The sequence below is a fragment of the Paenibacillus sp. PL91 genome (genome assembly GCF_012935325.2).
Taxonomy (GTDB): domain Bacteria; phylum Bacillota; class Bacilli; order Paenibacillales; family Paenibacillaceae; genus Pristimantibacillus.
The window spans coordinates 317610-336928 of the sequence record NZ_JABBYG020000001.1 but is presented as its reverse complement, the minus strand read 5'-3'; the positions used below and the strand labels follow the sequence as shown (position 1 = coordinate 336928).

The following is a 19319-nucleotide window of genomic DNA, read 5'->3' as shown; positions in this document are numbered from 1 at the left end:
TATGAGGAGTTTCAAAGAGGTATGACGGCTATGTTGGGGGAAGACAGGGCCGGCTAAAGCCGGCCTGTCAGAATATATAGTTTCCATGCGTAGACGGCTAGAATGGTTTTGGCGTCGCTGATGCGACCTTCTTGTATGTAGGCTTCAGCCTGTTCGAGGGTAATCGCTTCTACCTTTAGATCCTCATCCTCATCAGGATTTTGTACGCCCTGCTCAACTTTGTCGGTGAAGTAGATGTAGAGCTTTTCATCGGCAAAACCAGGCGAAGTGTAAAAAGCGCTTAGAAGCTTAAGATCGTTTGAGCGATATCCGGTTTCTTCCTCCAGCTCGCGTGCTGCCGCGGTTAGCGGGTCCTCACCGGGATCGAGCTTTCCAGCCGGAATTTCAATTTGAAATTTTTCGAGGGGCTTGCGGAATTGCTCCACGACAAGCAGCTTGCCATCTAGCAATGCCATAACTGCAGCGGCACCCGGATGCTTCACTATTTCTCTAGTAGCGGTTCTACCATCTGCCAGAGCAACGGTATCTACTTGCAGCGTTATCATTTTACCTTCGAAGATCGGTTCAGTCTTAATCGTTTCCTCACGCCATAGCGCAGCTGGTTGTTGTTCTTCCAATCGTGATCGCTCCTTTTAATATTGCATGCTTACCCTCGCATAACTTGTCCTGCACCTGCATAACTATCATTATATCAAAACGACAGGGGCGAATAATATGAAACAATATGTTGCGGTTAATCATTTGCGATTAGTAGGTAAAGGCTGGGAAATCCGTCATCAGCTGCGCAAGTTGTCTGCTTCCACTCTTTCCAGAACTCCAATGTCCGAATATACGAACGTCATCAGCGTGCGCCGCTTACCCTTAGATAAAACGAATTAACCGCGTTCATATAAACCTTCAATATTCAGACAAAAACCCTCCATCCACCTTCAGCTTATGCTGAAAGATCGGATTGAAGGGCTTTCTGTCATCCAGCGGCAATCCATGCCGTTACAGCATCAACTTGATTACTCTACTGTCGCCGCTTGTTTGATGATTTCTACGACAAGCTCTGTCGTTTTGACCAAATCCTCCACTTTAATCTGTTCTTTGGTCGTATGAATATGCTCATAGCCAACAGCCAAATTGACGGTAGGAATGCCTAAGCCGTTAAAAATATTCGCATCGCTGCCGCCGCCGGAATGGAACGTGCGAGGCGTGCGTCCGATTGCGACGATCGCTTTTTTCGCCAGCTGTACGACGGAATCCTCATCATCATACTGATAGGCTGGGTAAATAACTTCGCTCTCCAGCTCGCCGCGCGCTCCAAATTCCTCAGCTGCGCTTTCCACTGCCTTGCGCATCGCCTCGATTTGATTGTCCAGCTTATGCTGAACAATACTTCTTGCTTCTGCATCCAGCTTCACGAAGTCGCAAACGATATTGGTAGCGCCGCCGCCCTCAAACCGCCCGATATTAGCAGTAGTTTCATTATCAATGCGTCCTAGCGGCATTCTCGCAATCGCTTTGGCTGCTACTTGGATCGCACTGATGCCATCCTCGGGATTGACGCCTGCATGCGCGGAACGACCGTACATTTTGATCGTTACCTTCGCTTGCGTTGGGGCTGCTACTGCAATGTCGCCGATCGCACCATTTGAATCCAGCGCATAACCAAACTTCGCCTCCAGCTTCGATGCATCAAGCGAACGCGCCCCAAGAAGACCCGATTCCTCGCCAACCGTAATGACGAATTGAATGCGGCCATGTGGAATGGATTGCTCCTTCACGACACGAATAGCTTCAAATATAGCCGAAATGCCTGCTTTGTCATCAGCGCCAAGTATAGTCGTGCCGTCGCTTCTTATATAACCATCTGCATCAAGCTGTGGCTTAATGCCAACGCCAGGCGTTACGGTATCCATATGGCAGGTGAAAAAAATCGTAGGCGCTGCAGCGTCCGCACCCTCTGCTTCCCAAATGGCAAACAGATTTCCCGCTCCATGCCCCGTCTTAGCTGCCGCATCATCCTCGCTGATTTGCAAGCCAAGCGCTTCGAACTTTTGCTTTAGCACGCGGCTTATTTCCTGCTCATGCTTCGTTTCGCTATCGACCTTCACCAATTCCATAAATTCATTTACTAAACGATCTTTTTCAATCATTAACGTTTCCTCCGTCCATTACTTTCGTATACAATAGAGTAAATGACAAGCTCTCAGCGAGCTGTGATGTTCCAACTCATGAAAGGGGTTTTCCATATGCGCAGACAACGATTGATTCGAATTGTTGCCATTTTACTCGTATCCGCACTCGTTTTATCGTCCTTGTTGGCTGGTCTTGGATCGCTATTTCTATACTAGGTCCAGCTCACAATTAAATTCCTTCACAAAATGAGGGAGCAGCTCCTTTGCCGCTTCCTCAACCGATAGCTCAAGCCCGGTCAAATCATTGAAGGAGGTCACGCCGAATTGCTGAATGCCGCAAGGGACGATTCCGCTAAAGCCTTCCGCAGCTATTCCTGATTTGATATTAAGCGCAAATCCATGACTCGTTATAAAGCCCCGGCGATGCCGGGCTTTATTAAATTTCACCCCGATGGCCGCAATCTTCTGATCGCCTACCCATACTCCAGTATATTCTGGTTTTCTGCCCGCTTCTATACTATACTCGGCTAGCCAATTCATAATGACCTGCTCCAAGCTGCGCAAATAAGCATGCAAATCAAGTCCCTCTGCTTCCAAATACAATAGCGGATAGCCCACGAGCTGTCCAGGCCCATGATAGGTAATATCACCGCCGCGATCGATTTGGAACAGCGTAATGCCGCGTTCCTTAAGCTCCGCTTCATCCAAAAGCAAATGCTCTGGATGCTTGTCAGAGCCCATCGTATAGGTTGGCGGATGCTGAAGAAGGAGAAGCGACTGTTTGCGCTCCTCCTGATCAATTTGCTTTACGTATGCTTTTTGCAGCTCCCACGCCTGCGCGTAATCGAGCATGCCTATATAGTGGGCGTCCAGCCGTCTTAAGCCATTTGCGTTTACCGCTTCAGCCATGATGGTGTTCCCCTTTTCTAATACAATTTGCTTTCTAGATTAAAGCTCTCCAAATTATCCTTCACGCGCTGCAAGAAGCGTCCGCATATAACGCCGTCCAAAATCCGGTGATCAAGCGATAGGCATAAATTGGCCATCGAGCGAACAGCGATCATATCGTTAATAACTACAGGACGCTTCACGATGGATTCAAAGGTGAGAATAGCAGCCTGCGGGTAGTTAATAATCGGATATGACAAAATCGAACCGAAGGACCCGGTATTATTGACCGTGAAGGTTCCGCCTTGCATATCGGACAGCGTCAGCTTGCCTTCTCTTGTCTTGCGGGCAAGCTCTTCGATTTCTTTGGCAAGTCCGGCAACGTTTTTGTGATCGGCGTTCTTGATGACCGGTGTAAGCACGGAATCTTCCGTACCGACAGCAAGCGCGATGTTGATATCCCGCTTCACGATAATTTTGTCTACTGCCCACATGGAATTCATAATCGGCACATCTTTGATCGCATTGACCACAGCCTTGAGAAGGAAAGCCAAATAGGTCAAATTAATGCCCTCGCGCTTCATGAAATCATCCTTAAGCTTGTTGCGAAGAAGAACCAGATTCGTTACATCCACTTCAATCATCGTCCATGCATGCGGAATCTCGGTTACGCTCTGCTTCATATTGCGGGCAATCGTATTCCGAATTGGCGTCACATCAATAAAGTTGTCGCCTCGTCCAGCTCCCGTAGCGCCTTCCACCTCAATTTTTGGAAATCTAGGCGTTTCCGTCAAATGAAGGCCGGAGGAACGTACTTGCGCTGCCGCATCCACCCTATGTGGCGCTGGCACAGCCGCGTTGCCGCCAGATGTATTGCTAGCTTTAACCGCACCTAATGCAACGTAAGCTAGCACATCCTTGCGCGTGATGCGTCCGCCAAGACCTGTTCCGGGAACATCGGTTAAGCGAATAGCATGCTCTGCCGCAAGCTGCTGTACTGCCGGCGAGAAACGATTGCGCATAGGAGCGTCTTCCGATACGCTCTCGGCTTCTGGTGTAGCGGCAGCAGCTCCCGCGGATTGGGATTGTGCAGGTGCGTCTCCAGAAGGAGCCGCTGAGCCTTCAACCTCGATAATACAGATTGGCGTACCGACTGGAACAGTCTCACCTTTGCCAACCAAAATTTGAACAAGCTTGCCCGCTACTGTCGAAGGCAATTCCGCATTAACTTTATCTGTAATAATTTCACAGACAGGCTCGTAAATATCAACCCAATCACCTGGCTGCTTCAGCCATTTATCAATGGTGGCCGATACGAGTGATTCCGCAAGCTGCGGTACGACGATTTCCGTCATTGTTTTCATAGTTCACATCTCCCTACTGGCCCAAGGCGTAAACGGCTACCGCCGTCCTCTGGCGGCGCAGCATACGTTTCGCGGTGACATATCAGCCTCGTATAAAATCAACTCTTATACTTACTTATATTAATAAAGTGCTAATTGCCGCATGGCTTCTTTCACTTTTTCTTTGTTGAGCATAAAAAATTTCTCGCCCGGCGGGTTAATCGGCATAGCCGGTACATCCGGACCGCATAGACGCATGATCGGAGCATCAAGCTCATAAAGCAGCTCTTCTGCGATAATCGCCGACACTTCGGCTCCAACGCCGCCTGTTTTGTTATCCTCGTGTATGATAAGCACCTTGCCCGTTTTGCGAACCGCCTCAAGAATACCCTTCTTATCAAGCGGCTGAAGCGTCCTTAGGTCTAGAATATGTGCGCTTATGCCCTCGCCTTCAAGCTCAGCTGCTGCCTGCTCGACAAAGTGAAGCGGAAGACTATAGCCGATAACGGTGATGTCTTCTCCCTCGCGCAGCACGTTTGCAACTCCGATCGGAACGATATAATCGTCATCCGGAACCTCGCCCGTAACGAGCTTATAGCATTTTTTATTTTCAAAATACAGCACAGGATCTGGATCGCGCACGGCAGCCTTCAAGAGGCCCTTCGCATCGTAAGCCCGATAAGGAGCAACGATCTTTAAGCCTGGCGTGCCGAAAAACACGGATTCTGGGCATTGTGAATGATACAAACCGCCAAATACACCGCCGCCGATTGGCGCGCGTATAACGAGCGGGCATGTCCAGTCATTGTTCGAGCGGTAACGGATTTTGGCCGCCTCGCTAATGATTTGATTGGTAGCAGGGAACATAAAGTCTGAATATTGCATCTCAGCGATCGGCTTCATGCCAACCATCGCCGCTCCGATTGCAACACCTGCTATCGCAGATTCTGCAAGTGGCGTATCCATTGCGCGAAGCTCGCCGAATTGCTCTTGAAGACCCTTCGTTGTCGTGAACACGCCGCCTTTGAGACCTACGTCCTCGCCAAGCACGAAGACGTCTTCATCACGTTCCATCTCTTCCTTCATCGCCTGGCGAATAGCATCAATGTATTCGATTACTGCCATTATTCCGTTCCTCCTTGCTCAGCATCATCCGCATATACGTGCAGCAATGTTGATTCCGGCGTCGGGAATGGCGCTTTATCGCCATATTCGGTAGCCTCGTCAAGCAGCTTGCGTATTTTAGCTTGCAGCTCTACTTCTAGCTCTTCGGACCATATACCGCAATCGATCAGATACTGCTTATATTTAGGTATGCCGTCCTTCGCACGATTGGAATCAACCTCTTCCTTCGTACGATAAGCGAGATCGTTATCTGAAGTGGAGTGAGGCGAAATGCGGTACATAAGCGCTTCGATAAGCGTTGGTCCCTCACCTGCTATTGCGCGCTCACGCGCTTCCTTCACCACTCGGAACACTTCAAGCGCATCGTTGCCGTCAACCTGATAGCCAGGGAAGCCATAACCGAGCGCACGATCAGCAACCGTACCAGCCAGCTGCTTATGGATAGGCACGGAAATAGCATATTGATTATTTTCACACATAAAAATAACTGGCAGCTTATGTACGCCCGCAAAGTTACAGCCCTCATGGAAGTCTCCCTGATTGCTCGATCCTTCACCGAATGTGACAAAGCTGACTAGTGGCTTATTTTTCATTCGCGCCGCAAGCGCAATACCTACCGCATGTGGAACCTGAGTCGTTACCGGGCTTGAACCCGTTACGATCCGCAGCTTCTTTGAGCCGAAATGGCCTGGCATTTGGCGTCCGCCAGAATTCGGGTCCTCCGCCTTCGCGAACACCGACAATAGCAAGTCGCGCAGCGTCATGCCTACTGAGAGCACAAAGCCGTAGTCTCGATAGTAAGGCAGGAAATAATCATTTTCGCGATCAAGCGCATAAGCTGCCGCTACCTGAGCGACCTCTTGGCCGACGCCAGAAACGTGGAAGTTTATTTTGCCTGCGCGCTGCAGAAGCAGCATTCGCTCGTCAAACTTGCGTGCAGTCACCATCGTTGCATACATATCAATTGCTTGCTCGTTGCTAAGCCCGAGTTCCAAATGACGAACATTTTGCCCAGTAGAAGCAGGTTGGGTCATAAGGTGTTCCTCCTTTTTTTACGCACTATTATAACCTGGTACTAAGACTTGATCATATACATTATAACTCCAATTGTTCCAAAAAGAAAACTGTCTTGCTTAGAACGAAATTGCTTTGCCGTCAACTGCAAGCATCGCTTCGCCCAGCGCCTCTGCAAGCGTCGGATGCGGATGGATCATTTGGCCGACTTCCCAAGGTGTAGCATTAAGCACGCCTGCCAGCGCAGCTTCAGAAATAAGATCCGTCGCATGGGCTCCAATCATATGAACGCCAACGATATCATTGGTCTTCCGATCGGCAATAACCTTCACGAAGCCGTCCTTCTCGCCTAGCACGAGCGCTTTGCCAATCGCTTGGAACGGAATTTTCCCCGTCTTGATGTCATGCCCCTTCGCGCGCGCCCCGTCCTCAGTCAGCCCGTAAGATGCAATCTCGGGGCGGGAATAGATGCACCTAGGAATCAAATGCGGCTCAATGGCAGCAGGCTTCCCACCGCTAATATGCTCAGCAGCAATTAATCCTTCATGTGCGGCTGCATGCGCGAGCTGAACGCCCCCGATTACATCGCCTATCGCATAAATATGAGGCTCGCTCGTTTGGCCGAATGCATTAACCTCAATTGCTCCGTTAATTGTGCGAATATCTGTATTTTCAAGACCGATGCCTTCCACGTTCGGCTCGCGCCCTACGGAAACAAGCAGCTTCTCTGCTGTCAGAACAACATCACCGTCTGTCGTTACGGCTACGATAGAAACCTCACCGTTTTCTCCCTTATATTGATCCGTTTGAAGCTGAACGCCTGTCAGAACGCGTACGCCGCGCCCTCGCAGCACTCTTGTCAGCTCAGCGGAAACCTCTGTGTCTTCACCAGGCAGCAAGCGGGAGCCCGCTTCCACCAGCGTTACCTGAACGCCAAAATCATGCAGCAGCGATGCCCACTCTACCCCAATTACGCCGCCGCCTACAATAATGATAGAGCTTGGCAGCTTGTCCATTACAAGCGCTTCATCGCTAGTCAAAATATATTCGCCATCCGGCGTCAACCCCGGCAATAGGCGAGGTCTCGAGCCTGTGGCAATGATCAAGTTGGTTGAAACCACGGACTCCATTTCCCCATCTGGCAATTCAACGGCAAGCGAGCCGCTCTTTGGTGAGAAAATCGAAGGACCGATCACTCTGCCCTTGCCTTGAATGATCTGAATGCCATTTTTTTTCATTAAGCCTTGAAGTCCTCGGTAAAGCTGTTCTACCGTTTGATCCTTGCGCTGCTGCACTTTATCGTAATCGAGCGAAATAGCCCCTTCAGCAACCTGAATGCCATAGGAGCTTGCATGTAGAAGCGTTGAGTATACCTCTGCGCTGCGAAGCAATGATTTGCTTGGAATGCAGCCTTTGTGCAAGCATGTGCCGCCGAGCTTATCCATTTCGATAATCGCAACCTTTTTGCCTAGCTGAGCAGCCCGTATAGCCGCCGTATAGCCGCCAGGGCCGCCCCCGAGTACCGCTATGTCCACTTGTATAGCCATAAATATCATTCCTTCCGTAATTGCCCTCAATATATGCTGGTAAAGCCTATTCATTCGAGTCTCAAGCTTGACCATTCGCATTGTAACATGACATTCATACCTATTGTACCTGTTTTTACCGATGATGGCATCGTCCATTTACGAAATAGACACTCCACTCTTAAAAAGGTATGATAGAGCTAACTGTATATTTTGACCGATAAGGAGACACCGTATTTATGAAATTAGTTGCTGCCCGTTTTATCGCGATTCTCATGCTTGTCATACCAGGCCTGCTCGCTTGCTTCGGCTTTCTCAAAATGAAAGATTCCGTCTTTGTCTATTTTTCAGATTTTGGAAATGAAACGATTACTCCCGACTTCGATTGGTTGAAATTTCTGCTTGGATTTATTATGTTCGCCGCTGGCGCAGGCTTCATTGCAGGTTGGACCTTTTTCCGCGACCGCAAGCGTAATTATGTCGCACCGCGCTTTAAAGAAAAACGCCCGCGCCCGCCAAAGCCGCAAAGCTAGCCTGTACATTTCCATTCCTATTTACTCAGCATACATAACCGCAGCGCAGTGAATCAAACCCGATTCACGCTCTGCGGTTTATTTCATTATTCCCCGTGCATCCATGCAGCTTATTCCTCATATTCGAGCATTTTCATATAAGCCTTCGGCACCATGTAGGTAGCAGCCAGCTCTGTCTTATCGGACATTAGAAACATTCTGACAAGCGAGCTGCTCGTTTGCATGTAATGCGTATAAGGAGATAAATAGATCGTATCAGCCATCGTCGTATTGCGAATATATTGCTCAAGCTGAAGCTCGTATTCAAGATCCGTTGCATTTCGAATTCCCCGTATGACCACGTTAATATCATGCTCATTAATGTAATCCGCAACAATACCCCCATAAGGAATAATTTTAATTTTTTCATCCTGCTGAATCGATAAAGAGACAAGCTCCGTTCGTTGTTCTATCGTAAAATGGTGCTTCTTTGATCGATTATTGGCGACGATAATATGTACCTCGTTAAACAAATGGAACGCTCTCTCGATAACAGATACATGTCCAAGCGTAATGGGGTCAAAGCTGCCTGCATATACGGCTTTCATCCTGCCACCTCAAATCGTTTATTTTACATTGCGATAACGCTTTTGATATAAAATTACATTCATCCTGATCTTATTTTATCATTCCATAATACAACTTCACTATGATTAAAACATCAAAAGAAAAGAGGTGCGCACTTGAAAATCGTTTTTGACGTTACCGTAGATGGAAAAGTAAAAGAGACGATCCAGCCGCAAAGCCAACGCCTGAAAGAAATTCGCAGCTTTATCCAAACAGAAGCTTCTGGATTAATCGAGAAATATGGCAGCAACGTTTATTTAAACCGCAGAGTGGTTTACAACTGAGGCATCCAATGATGGCCTTTTTTTGTTTCAGATCAATTCAATACAAGCCAGCAAGCTCCGCCCTCTCCTCATATGATCAACCTTCCTTACCATGTGACTAGGCTTATAAAGTCAATTTCTCTTTTCACCAACCCAAATAGAACGAAAAAAATAAGTTAAATTACACCCTTTCAACCTCTTCTCTGACCTGATTTGTTCGCATTCCAGCAGCATGGTAAACTATTGGAAATGTTCGAATAAATGGGGGGAGACATCCATGAGTCGCAGGAAATTGCAGGATAGACTCAAATTAAAAAAAGTTGAGACGCAGCATGGCGAGCAATTTAACAATTTATTGCGTTATGTATTTCAAGTAACCAATCGCGACTTGCAAACCTTTGGGTGGGAAAATAGGGAGATCGCGAAATCCAAGCTGCCGGTTCTTGTCCATGCCGACGTCCTAGGCTGGTTTGACGGCGAGAAGCTCATTTCTCAGCTTGCCGTTTACCCGTTTCAAGTTAACATTTTTGGTCATATTTATGAAATGGGCGGACTAACCGGAGTTGGAACCTATCCCGAATATGCTAATTTAGGATTAATGAATAAACTGATGCTAACGGCTTTAAGTAAAATGAGGGATCGGAAGCAATCCATCTCGTACTTGTATCCGTATTCGATTCCCTATTATAGACGTAAAGGCTGGGAAATCATTTCAGATAAAATTTCTTTTGAAGTTCCTGATACCCAGCTGCCTAAGCTCAAAAACGTGCCTGGCAATGTGGAACGAGTAACGATAGAGCATCCGGATATAAAAACGATCTATAAGCAGTTTGCTTTGCTGCATCACGGAGCTATGCTGCGGAACGAGCTGGCTTGGGAAGAGTATTTGCGCTGGGATTTGGATGATATGACCGTGGCTATTTATTATGATAGCAGCGATTCCCCTATGGGCTACTTGCTGTATTGGATCGCAGAGGAAGTATTTTATATAAAAGAGATGGTATACATCAATGAAGAGGCCCGGACTGGGCTATGGAACTTTGTCAGTGCCCATTTCTCCATGATTACGCTTGTCAAAGGGGACATCTATAAAGATGAGCGGCTTGCTTTCATGTTAGATGATGGCGATATTAAGGAAACGATTGCGCCTTACTATATGGCCCGAATTGTCGATATCGTTTTATTCATCGAGCAATATCCGTTTTTAAGCCCGGCGAAAGAATGCCGGCTAGTTATTAATCTGCATGATCCGATGCTGGAGTGGAATCAAGGCATATTCACTTTAACTGTAGATGCATCCGGAAAAGGAACCTTAAAGCAAGGCGGCTTCGAGCCGAGTGTTGTCATTGACATTCCTACACTTACGACGATGTTAATGGGTTATAAACGTCCGGCTTATCTTGCTCGCATCGGCCGTATTCAATCCGACAACGATTCTATATGTATGCTTGAACAATTGATCCATCAAGAGAAGCCATATTTTTCAGATTATTTCTGATAAAAAATACCACTTATTTTAAGGTTTGAAGCACCCATTAAAATAAGTGGTAGGCATGGAGTGATTGTACAGTACAGTTGACCATCGGGTAGAAAAAACGAATCCGTTAATCTTCCCCCTTTCAGCTAACCTTATGCTCGATCCGCAGCTTATCAGCAACCATCGCGATAAACTCGCTATTAGTAGGCTTCGATTTGCTAATGTTGATTGTATAGCCGAACAGGTGAGAGATGCTGTCAATGTTGCCGCGTGTCCATGCCACTTCGATGGCGTGGCGGATCGCGCGCTCAACACGGGATGGCGTTGTTTTGAATTTTTCGGCAATGGCCGGGTAAAGGGTTTTTGTAATCGCACCCAAAATTTCGATGTTGTTATATACCATCGTGATTGCCTCACGCAGGTATTGATAACCTTTAATATGAGCAGGCACTCCGATTTCATGGATGATACTCGTAATATTAGCATCCAGGTTTTTGCCTTTGGCAATCGGCACGACATTCGATTTGAGCGATGAGGAGCCAGATGTGAAGCTGCCAGTTGAGGAATACGTCGGGTTTCCAACAAGCTGACGAATACGATTTGCTAAAATATCCATATCAAATGGCTTCAAAATATAATAAGAAGCGCCAAGCTGTACCGCTTTTTGAGTGATGTTTTCTTGGCCAAATGCAGTCAGCATAATGATTTTGGGCATTGGCGATATGTTCATTTCTTTCAGACGCTCAAGAACACCTAGTCCGTCTAAATGAGGCATAATAATATCAAGGATAAGTACATCTGGAACCTTTCTTGTTTCTTCCAAATGTCTTAGAACCTCTTCTCCATTATACGCGACTCCACTTACACTCATATCACTTTGTTCTGATATGTATTCCGATAACAGGTTGGTAAATTCACGGTTGTCATCTGCCAATAATACTTCGATCTTATGCAAGTTGTAGTCCTCCCTTAAATGTGTTGATGTTTTTCGCTCACTAGTTGTCTGCTTAAAGTTTTCGACATGTGGAGTTGAATTCCTTCTGTCGAAAATTATTTTTATAGATTTTTTTACGGCATTTCGATATAATTAAAAATTTGTTACATGTAACGATCCCATTCGTTCTTCTTCGACAAAATTCATCGCTCTTTTACTGAGCTGCGCGTTTTTTAGTTTTTATCAAAAAAAAAACGTCTGCTCCAGCCTCACATTCAGCTTAAGCAGACATTTCTCTATGGCTAGCTCTTAACTTTAAGCAGCATCCCCTAATCGGCCATTTGCCGATTTCAGTAATACGCCTGCATCCTGAAGCATCCACTCGATAAAGCATCCATAACCCGAGGATGGATCATTAACGAAAACATGAGTTACAGCTCCGACTAATTTGCCGTCCTGGATAATCGGACTTCCTGACATGCCTTGAACGATGCCTCCGGTTTTGCTCAATAAACGCTTATCTGTTATTTTAATGACCATACCCTTCGTTGCTGGCCCAGATTGCTTCGATACGTGAACAATCTGAATATCAAATCGTTCAACCTTCTGTCCATTCACAACAGTCAAAATTTGCGCTGGCCCTTCTTTGACATCTTCGGCAAATGCTACCGGCAAAGATTTATCACTATAGCTATGCGTAGGAACTTCATTCATTTTGCCGAAAATGCCAAAAGGAGTATTACGCTCAACATTTCCTAATATTTTGCTTTCTTTCACAAAATGCGCTCTTTTTTCTCCTGGCTCACCATTTTGACTCTTGTTAATGGACGTTACGCTTGACTGCAAAATCTGCCCTTCGCCTACATCGATCGGAGTCTGGGTGTCCATGTCAGTAATAACATGTCCAAGTGCTCCGTATACACCTTGATCAGGAGCATAAAATGTTAATGTACCAACACCTGCTGCTGAATCGCGAATGTACAAGCCGAGCCGCCAAGCTTTATCCTCTGCATCAAAGACAGGATTTAGCTGCGTCTTGTTCAATTGTCCGTCTCGTTTATAAATAACTTCAAGCGGCTTCTTATCGTTGCCAGCCTTCTCACTTAGCTCTGCAACCCTGTGTACTTGGTTGATGCTCGTTCCATTGATCTTGACGATCAAATCGCCTAGCCGCAGTCCTGCGGCTTCACCGGGCGATTGCTTCAAGCCATCGCTGCCAGCGACCTGATGATGTCCGACAACTAGGATGCCTGATGATTTAACCTTGACTCCAATCGTTTGACCGCCTGGAATAACACGAAGATCAGGCACAACATTTACTTTAACTGTCTTGAATGGAATTTTACCAAATAATTTCACTTTCATCTTGGTTTGACCGCTTTGACTTGACTGCAGTGACAATGGTTCGTTCAAATTTACGGATAATGAATGACTTGTTGATCCGTTAATCTGAAGCATTTGAGGATCGACCGTTACTTCTGCATGAACGGGCACTCCGTATTGTAGTCGTTTCAGTTGCCCGGAGAATAAACGAAGTTCATTCGGGATTGCGGCAAAGTGTTGAAACGGGGTGGAGCTTCCGATCATGCAAATGAAGAAAACGAGAACTAGGCCAAACCATCGCTTCCTTTTACTGGAGTTCAATGATTTCACGCTCCCTGTTATTCCATCGCATGACGTAGAAGGCTATGTCGCCATTGGCGTACCTTTAAGTTACCCTCACCCGGTCGTTTTATGTCCGCAAAAACATTCCCTAATTGGCTTCCATTACGCTCCCTTCTGCCTGTGCGCCAAATCAAGCATTTCTTGTGCATGGTGCCTCGTTTTTTCTGTAACTTCCACCCCGCCAAGCATACGCGCAAGCTCTTCGATCCGTACTGTTCCCAACAGCTCAGAGACAGACGTTGACGTTCTAGCTCCAATAACCTGTTTCCGTATTTCATAATGATGGTCAGCCATGCATGCTACCTGAGGCAAATGCGTGATGGAGAACACTTGGCACTTCAAAGCAAGCTTTGACATCTTCTCTGCAATAGCTTGTGCTGCGCGGCCGCTTACGCCGGTATCAACCTCATCAAATATAAGAACAGGAACTTGATCGATTTCCGCGAAGATGCTTTTAAGTGCTAGCATGATCCTTGACATTTCGCCTCCGGAAGCAATTTTGCTAAGCGGCTTTAACGGTTCTCCCGGATTGGTGGAGAGCATAAATATGGCTTCATCCATACCATTTATGTGCAGTCGAATTTGCTTCGTGCTGTCGGCTCCTCCGACCGTCGTATCGATTTGAACACGGAACTTGGCCGAAGGCATTTGAAGCTGAACGAGCTCATTCTCGATAGCTTCAGACAGTTTTGTAGCCGCATGCTCGCGCAGCTGCGATAGCTCCTGCGCGAGCTGCAAAGCCTGGTCATACAGCTGTATTTCTTCATTTCGAAGCTCTTCGAGCAATTGATCGCGATTTTCAATTTTGTCCCGATCTGAAATCGTTCGATCCAAATAAGCTAAAATCTCAGGAATGGATTCCCCGTATTTGCGCTTCAAGCCATTGATCAAATCTAATCTGTCATCAACCTGCGACAGCTGGTCTGGGTCAGATTCGATTCCGTCGCGGTAATCACGAAGCTGGAATGCCGCGTCCTCCGCTTGATAAAAGGCCGATTGCAGCTGCTCCAGTAAAGGACCTAACTTTGCTGCATCGTAGGATTGAATGTCAATTAGCTTTGCAACCGCTTTGCTGACCATATCAAGCCCCTTTCCTCCGTACAACAGCGAATACGCTTCAGACACTGCATCCATTCTTTTCCCCGCATACATTAGCTTGCGCCGCTGTTCAGTCAGTAATTCATCCTCCATCGGCTTAAGCTGGGCGTTCGTAATTTCTTCAATTTGAAAACGGTACAAATCAAGCATCTGCACATTTTGCCTCGTTGAATTTTCCAGCTCCCGCAGTGATGTTCTAACCTGCTGCAGCTGGCTAAATATCGATCGATAATTTTGCTTGCGCTCAATTAGCAGATCGCCTGCGAACAAGTCCAGCCACTCCAAATGCTGCTCTGTCCGAAGCAAAGATTGATGCTCGTGCTGACCATGAATGTTAACGAGACATTCGCCAATTTCTCGAAGCATCGTCATCGTTACAAGCTGTCCGTTCACTCGGCTGCTGCTCTTCCCATGCGAAGAAAGCTCGCGCCTAATGACGAGCATCTCCTCGGAGGAGGCATGTACACCAAGCCTGCTTAACACATGCCAGACAGGATGGCTGACGGAAAGATCGAACATTGCCTCCATCTCGGCTTTGTCACATCCGTACCGTACCATGTCTGCGGAGCCTCTGCCACCGACCAGCAAGCTTAGCGCATCAATTAGTATTGATTTACCTGCACCTGTTTCTCCTGTCAAAACATGAAATCCATGATGAAATGTAACGTTTACTTCTTCGATTACCGCTAAATTCCTAATAGACAACTCACGCAGCATGGTTTAATACCCTCCCTAATTCAATAGCTCGAGCAATCGCTCAACAATTTCACCGCTTTGCTTCTTCGTGCGACAGATCATTAGGATCGTATCATCGCCGCAGATTGTTCCCATTACCTCTGACCATTCCATATTATCGACCAATGCACATATTGTATTAGCCGTTCCTGGAAAACATTTCATTACGACCAGATTATCGGTAAAGTCGATATGTACAAAATGGTCAAGCAGCGCTCGCTTAAGCTTGTGGATCGGGTTCGGACGCTGTTGTTCCTGCGGGATCGAATATTTGTACTTCCCTTCGCCTGCAGGTATCTTAATGAGCATTAACTCCTTCATATCGCGTGATACCGTTGCCTGCGTAACCTGCATGCCTGAATCACGAAGCGCCTCCACAAGATCCTCCTGCGTCTCGATCACTCGGTTCGTAATTATTTCCTTGATTCGAAATTGGCGAATCCCTTTCATGAAAAAAAACCTCCATTAGATATTAGTCTGAGATGTGAAACGTAATTTTACGGATGATCTTTTCCCTCGCGTCTACAAACAACACGCCTTCGCATTCAGGCAAAAGCAGTGAATAGACGAGCAATCGATCTCTAACTCCGCTGGCCGTCCAATCCATCGGCATCCGATCACGTGCTGTTTTCACGATATACGTACTATTATCCATTACCGCAATGTAATCAATATATAACCGACTTCCCTTACCAAGGGGCACATCGTCCAGCTTGATTGGAATCGGTACCAAATGTTTTCCTGAGCTTACCTCATATCCCGCCTGCTCCAGCAATCGAATGTTCTCATCATCTGCAGCGAGCACGCCTCCTTTGCCAAGCTTCAGGCGGTTAACACTTGCCGGCTCATGCAGCCACCGATGAAACAGCCTAAACATCCAAAATACAAACAAGCAAGCTGCAACCAGCATAATGAACCAGTCTCCGTACGTACCCACCAGCATCCCCCATTCGCAAATGGATTGTTTCTTTAATCGTTCGCTATGCTGGGGGCATATTCCTGTTTGTCGGACTTACCGAACGTTTGTTTGCTTTTCTATAGTTTATCAAAACGTGCTGCCCGCTGTAAAGAAAAAAAGATGCCGGGCAGCTACAACTCTGCTCGGCACCTTTCTGGTTTCACCATTTATTTGTTTGTCGTAAAGGTTTCGTTCGCTTGTTTGACCAATTCCGCTAACGCTGCGTCATCTGGAAATGCTGCATTCGGTTCCGCTGCCCATTTCCAATAGGCCAAAAACTCGATATTGCCTTCTCCGCCCGTAATTGGAGAGAACGTAATATCCTGCAGCGAATATCCAAGCTCTGCGGCCGCACTGAGAACGGTCCTAAGCACATCCCTATGCACGGCAGGATCACGAACAACGCCTGATTTGCCTACCTTTTCGCGGCCAGCCTCGAATTGCGGCTTTATGAGAGCGACAATTCCAGAGTCAACTGCAAGCAAATGAGATAATGCAGGCAAAATAAGCTTCAACGAGATGAACGATACGTCAATGGAAGCAAAGGTTGGCGAAGGACCTACCAAATCAGCCGGCTGTGTGTAGCGAAAATTTGTGCGCTCCATGACATGAACGCGCTCATCCTGTCTAAGCGACCAGTCAAGTTGATTGTACCCGACATCAATCGCATATACATAGGATGCGCCGTTTTGAAGCGCGCAATCGGTAAAGCCGCCCGTTGACGCGCCAATATCGAGCATGACACGTCCCTTCAAATCGATATCGAATTTCCGTATGGCCTTCTCAAGCTTCAAGCCGCCGCGGCTGACATAAGGATGCAGAGCTCCTTTAACTTTAATATCTGCCGTACGCGGCACTTTCATTCCGCTTTTGTCAACCGGCTCGTCATTCACAAGCACTAAACCCGCCATCAAAGCCGCCTTTGCTTTTTCTCTGCTTTCATAAAACCCGCGCTCCACAAGCAGCACGTCAATTCGTTCTTTCGGTGTTGTTGTCATCTTTCTCCCTCAAAACGTTACTGTTTTCCAGTAACCCGTTTCATACGCTTCGGTTGCATGGCTTTCATCTCGGATGCCACTCTCTCCGCTGTCAAACCAATTTCTTGCCGTTGCTCCTTAATCGTACCATGCTCCACAAATATATCCGGCACGCCGATAATGCGAATCGATAAGCCAAAGATGCTTTTGAGCGAATAGAACTCAAGCACAGAGCTTCCTAATCCGCCGAGCTCCGATCCTTCCTCAAGCACAATCATATGCTTTCCTTCAGAAGCGAGGGATACCAGCATCTCCTCGTCTAACGGCTTTATAAACCGCGCATTCACGATCTGAATGCTGAGACCTTCGCGCTTCAGCAGATCAGCCGCTTCCTCAGCAACCTGAAGCATAGGGCCGATAGCCAAAATAACGCCCGAATCGCCTTCGCGAACCGTTTCCCATGAACCGATTGGCAGAGCTTGCGGATTAGCTTCCATCTCAACGCCTAAGCCTGCAATCCGTGGATATCGAACGGCAATAGGCCCGTCGTCATAATCAACTGCGGTTTTAAGCATTTGTCGAAGCTCATTCTCATCCTTTGGCATCATAATAACCAAATTTGGAATATGTCTTAAAAATGCTATATCATAAACCCCATGATGGGTCTCACCATCCGGGCCAACAAAGCCCGCACGGTCGATTGCAAAAATAACGTTTAAATTTTGACGACAAATGTCATGCACGACTTGATCGTATGCCCGCTGCAGGAAGGTTGAATAAACCGCAAAAACGGGCTTCATCCCTTCAATTGCAAGCGCTGCAGACATTGTTGCAGCATGCTGCTCGGCAATTCCCACATCAATCATTCGGTTAGGGAACCTCGCGGCAAATTTGAGCAAGCCAGATCCACCCGGCATAGCAGGAGTGACTGCGATGATCCGATCATCCTTCTCAGCTAATTCAATCAGCGTTTCGCCGAATACATCCGTATATACTGGAGGACCGACCGCTTTCAGCACTTGACCGGATTCAATCTTGTATGGCGTAATGCCATGCCATTTGAACGAATCCGCTTCGGCTGGCGAGTAGCCTTTCCCTTTCACGGTAAGCACATGAACGAGAACAGGACCCGGCATCGAATCCGCCTGGCGCATAATATCAATAACTTGCTCGATATCATGGCCGTCAACGGGACCAAGGTACGTAAGTCCAAACTGCTCGAACAGAATGCCGCTTACGAGCAAATATTTCAAGCTATCCTTGAAGCGCTCAGCCGTCTTGGCAAGCTTGCCGCCAATAGCCGGTACTTTGTTCAACAATTGTTGAAGCTCGTCTTTAGCCTTATGATAATGTCGATCAGTACGAATTTTTCCTAAATAATGATGCAAAGCGCCAACATTCGGAGCGATAGACATTTCATTATCATTCAAAACGACTATCAAATCTTTTTTCTCATGTCCGATATGATTTAATGCTTCCAGTGCCATTCCGCCCGTTAGCGCGCCATCACCGATAACCGCTACCACACGATTGCTCTCGCCTTTAAGATCACGGGCAAGCGCCATCCCCATGGCAGCTGATAAGGAGGTGCTGCTATGTCCGGCTTCCCAAACGTCATGCTCGCTTTCCGCTCGCTTGACGAAACCGCATAGCCCTTTGTATTGCCTTAGCGAATCGAACCGGTCCATGCGGCCGGTTAAAATTTTGTGTACATATGATTGATGCCCGACGTCAAAAATAAACTTATCCTCGGGGCTGTTGAATAAATAATGCATGGCTAGGGTCAGTTCTACAACTCCTAGGTTAGGAGCGAGATGACCACCCGTAACGGAAAGCTTCTCAATAAGGAACTGACGGATTTCACCAGCCAGTTGCTCTAGCTGAGCGGTTGTCAAAGCTTTCAAATCTTGAGGTCCGTTAATCTGGTCAAGCAGCACGTTACTTTCCTCGCTTTCGCGGACAGCCTTAAACTGCCGTCCCATGTACATCTACATTTTTCCTATTATAGCATACTGAACTTTGTTTCCCAACCAAAATGGAAAAAGCATTGCATT

At 47.0% G+C, this 19319-nt stretch carries 20 protein-coding genes; 5 read left to right on the top strand and 15 right to left on the bottom strand.

Annotated features, from left to right (window positions below; translation table 11 throughout):
* Window positions 1–53: 53 nt before the first annotated feature.
* Window positions 54–617 carry an NUDIX hydrolase gene (locus HI950_RS01660; protein WP_317618279.1) on the bottom strand — a complete coding sequence of 188 codons (564 nt, stop codon included), beginning with the start codon at window positions 615–617 and terminating at the stop codon, window positions 54–56.
* Between the two features lie 97 nt (window positions 618–714).
* On the opposite strand from HI950_RS01660, the gene mciZ reads away from it, so the two are divergent.
* On the top strand, window positions 715–879 hold the full coding sequence (gene mciZ / locus HI950_RS36600; protein ID WP_169081878.1) for a Z-ring formation inhibitor MciZ: 165 nt from the start codon (window positions 715–717) through the stop codon (window positions 877–879).
* A 128-nt stretch (window positions 880–1007) separates the two neighbouring features.
* Here mciZ and HI950_RS01650 read toward each other — a convergent pair whose 3' ends face one another.
* The gene (locus tag HI950_RS01650) at window positions 1008–2141 is read right to left on the bottom strand and encodes a M20/M25/M40 family metallo-hydrolase (protein ID WP_169081879.1); all 1134 of its coding nucleotides are present in this window, start codon (window positions 2139–2141) and stop codon (window positions 1008–1010) included.
* 96 nt (window positions 2142–2237) lie between these two features.
* On the opposite strand from HI950_RS01650, the gene prli42 reads away from it, so the two are divergent.
* Window positions 2238–2339 (top strand): stressosome-associated protein Prli42, encoded by a 102-nt coding sequence (prli42, locus tag HI950_RS01645; RefSeq protein WP_169081880.1) that lies wholly within the window; start codon window positions 2238–2240, stop codon window positions 2337–2339.
* On the opposite strand, the gene lipB is transcribed toward prli42, so the two are convergent.
* The 5 genes from lipB to lpdA all read right to left on the bottom strand — a co-directional run bounded on the left by lipB (window position 2331) and on the right by lpdA (window position 8040).
* Window positions 2331–3032: a lipoyl(octanoyl) transferase LipB gene (gene lipB / locus HI950_RS01640; RefSeq protein ID WP_169081881.1), complete on the bottom strand. Its 702-nt coding sequence runs from the start codon at window positions 3030–3032 to the stop codon at window positions 2331–2333. The genes prli42 and lipB overlap by 9 nt on opposite strands.
* A 17-nt stretch (window positions 3033–3049) precedes the next feature.
* Window positions 3050–4375, bottom strand: coding sequence for a dihydrolipoamide acetyltransferase family protein (locus HI950_RS01635; protein ID WP_169081882.1), 1326 nt, complete (start codon window positions 4373–4375; stop codon window positions 3050–3052).
* Between the two features lie 120 nt (window positions 4376–4495).
* Window positions 4496–5479, bottom strand: coding sequence for an alpha-ketoacid dehydrogenase subunit beta (locus HI950_RS01630; RefSeq protein ID WP_169081883.1), 984 nt, complete (start codon window positions 5477–5479; stop codon window positions 4496–4498).
* The gene (locus HI950_RS01625; protein WP_169081884.1) at window positions 5479–6513 is read right to left on the bottom strand and encodes a thiamine pyrophosphate-dependent dehydrogenase E1 component subunit alpha; all 1035 of its coding nucleotides are present in this window, start codon (window positions 6511–6513) and stop codon (window positions 5479–5481) included. Before HI950_RS01625 ends, HI950_RS01630 begins: the two co-directional genes overlap by 1 nt.
* Before the next feature lie 99 nt (window positions 6514–6612).
* A complete protein-coding gene (gene lpdA, locus HI950_RS01620; protein WP_169081885.1) occupies window positions 6613–8040 on the bottom strand; it encodes a dihydrolipoyl dehydrogenase in 1428 nt (475 codons plus the stop codon).
* A 218-nt stretch (window positions 8041–8258) separates the two neighbouring features.
* Between lpdA and HI950_RS01615 the strand changes: the two genes are divergently transcribed.
* The gene (locus HI950_RS01615; protein ID WP_169081886.1) at window positions 8259–8552 is read left to right on the top strand and encodes a DUF2627 domain-containing protein; all 294 of its coding nucleotides are present in this window, start codon (window positions 8259–8261) and stop codon (window positions 8550–8552) included.
* Window positions 8553–8662: 110 nt separating this feature from the next.
* On the opposite strand, the gene coaD is transcribed toward HI950_RS01615, so the two are convergent.
* Window positions 8663–9139, bottom strand: a complete 477-nt coding sequence (coaD, locus tag HI950_RS01610; protein WP_169081887.1) for a pantetheine-phosphate adenylyltransferase — start codon at window positions 9137–9139, stop codon at window positions 8663–8665.
* Window positions 9140–9274: 135 nt separating this feature from the next.
* Here coaD and HI950_RS01605 point away from each other — a divergent pair, with 135 nt between their 5' ends.
* Together HI950_RS01605 and HI950_RS01600 are read left to right on the top strand one after the other, a co-directional pair.
* Entirely contained in the window at window positions 9275–9442 is a 168-nt protein-coding gene (locus tag HI950_RS01605; RefSeq protein ID WP_169081888.1) for a mechanosensitive ion channel protein MscL, read from the top strand.
* Between the two features lie 256 nt (window positions 9443–9698).
* Entirely contained in the window at window positions 9699–10919 is a 1221-nt protein-coding gene (locus HI950_RS01600) for a GNAT family N-acetyltransferase (protein WP_169081889.1), read from the top strand.
* A 121-nt stretch (window positions 10920–11040) separates the two neighbouring features.
* On the opposite strand, the gene spo0A is transcribed toward HI950_RS01600, so the two are convergent.
* The 7 genes from spo0A to dxs all read right to left on the bottom strand — a co-directional run bounded on the left by spo0A (window position 11041) and on the right by dxs (window position 19253).
* Window positions 11041–11853, bottom strand: coding sequence for a sporulation transcription factor Spo0A (gene spo0A, locus HI950_RS01595; protein ID WP_169081890.1), 813 nt, complete (start codon window positions 11851–11853; stop codon window positions 11041–11043).
* Window positions 11854–12147: 294 nt separating this feature from the next.
* Window positions 12148–13476, bottom strand: coding sequence for a SpoIVB peptidase (gene spoIVB / locus HI950_RS01590; RefSeq protein WP_169081891.1), 1329 nt, complete (start codon window positions 13474–13476; stop codon window positions 12148–12150).
* 123 nt (window positions 13477–13599) lie between these two features.
* The gene (gene recN / locus HI950_RS01585) at window positions 13600–15312 is read right to left on the bottom strand and encodes a DNA repair protein RecN (protein ID WP_169081892.1); all 1713 of its coding nucleotides are present in this window, start codon (window positions 15310–15312) and stop codon (window positions 13600–13602) included.
* Window positions 15313–15327: 15 nt separating this feature from the next.
* Window positions 15328–15780 carry a transcriptional regulator AhrC/ArgR gene (ahrC, locus tag HI950_RS01580; protein WP_169081893.1) on the bottom strand — a complete coding sequence of 151 codons (453 nt, stop codon included), beginning with the start codon at window positions 15778–15780 and terminating at the stop codon, window positions 15328–15330.
* A gap of 22 nt (window positions 15781–15802) precedes the next feature.
* Window positions 15803–16273 carry a hypothetical protein gene (locus HI950_RS01575; RefSeq protein WP_191296594.1) on the bottom strand — a complete coding sequence of 157 codons (471 nt, stop codon included), beginning with the start codon at window positions 16271–16273 and terminating at the stop codon, window positions 15803–15805.
* Between the two features lie 182 nt (window positions 16274–16455).
* Complete coding sequence (locus HI950_RS01570) at window positions 16456–17286, bottom strand: TlyA family RNA methyltransferase (protein ID WP_169081895.1); 831 nt, start codon at window positions 17284–17286, stop codon at window positions 16456–16458.
* Between the two features lie 17 nt (window positions 17287–17303).
* Entirely contained in the window at window positions 17304–19253 is a 1950-nt protein-coding gene (gene dxs / locus HI950_RS01565; protein WP_411268053.1) for a 1-deoxy-D-xylulose-5-phosphate synthase, read from the bottom strand.
* Between the last annotated feature and the right edge of the window lie 66 nt (window positions 19254–19319).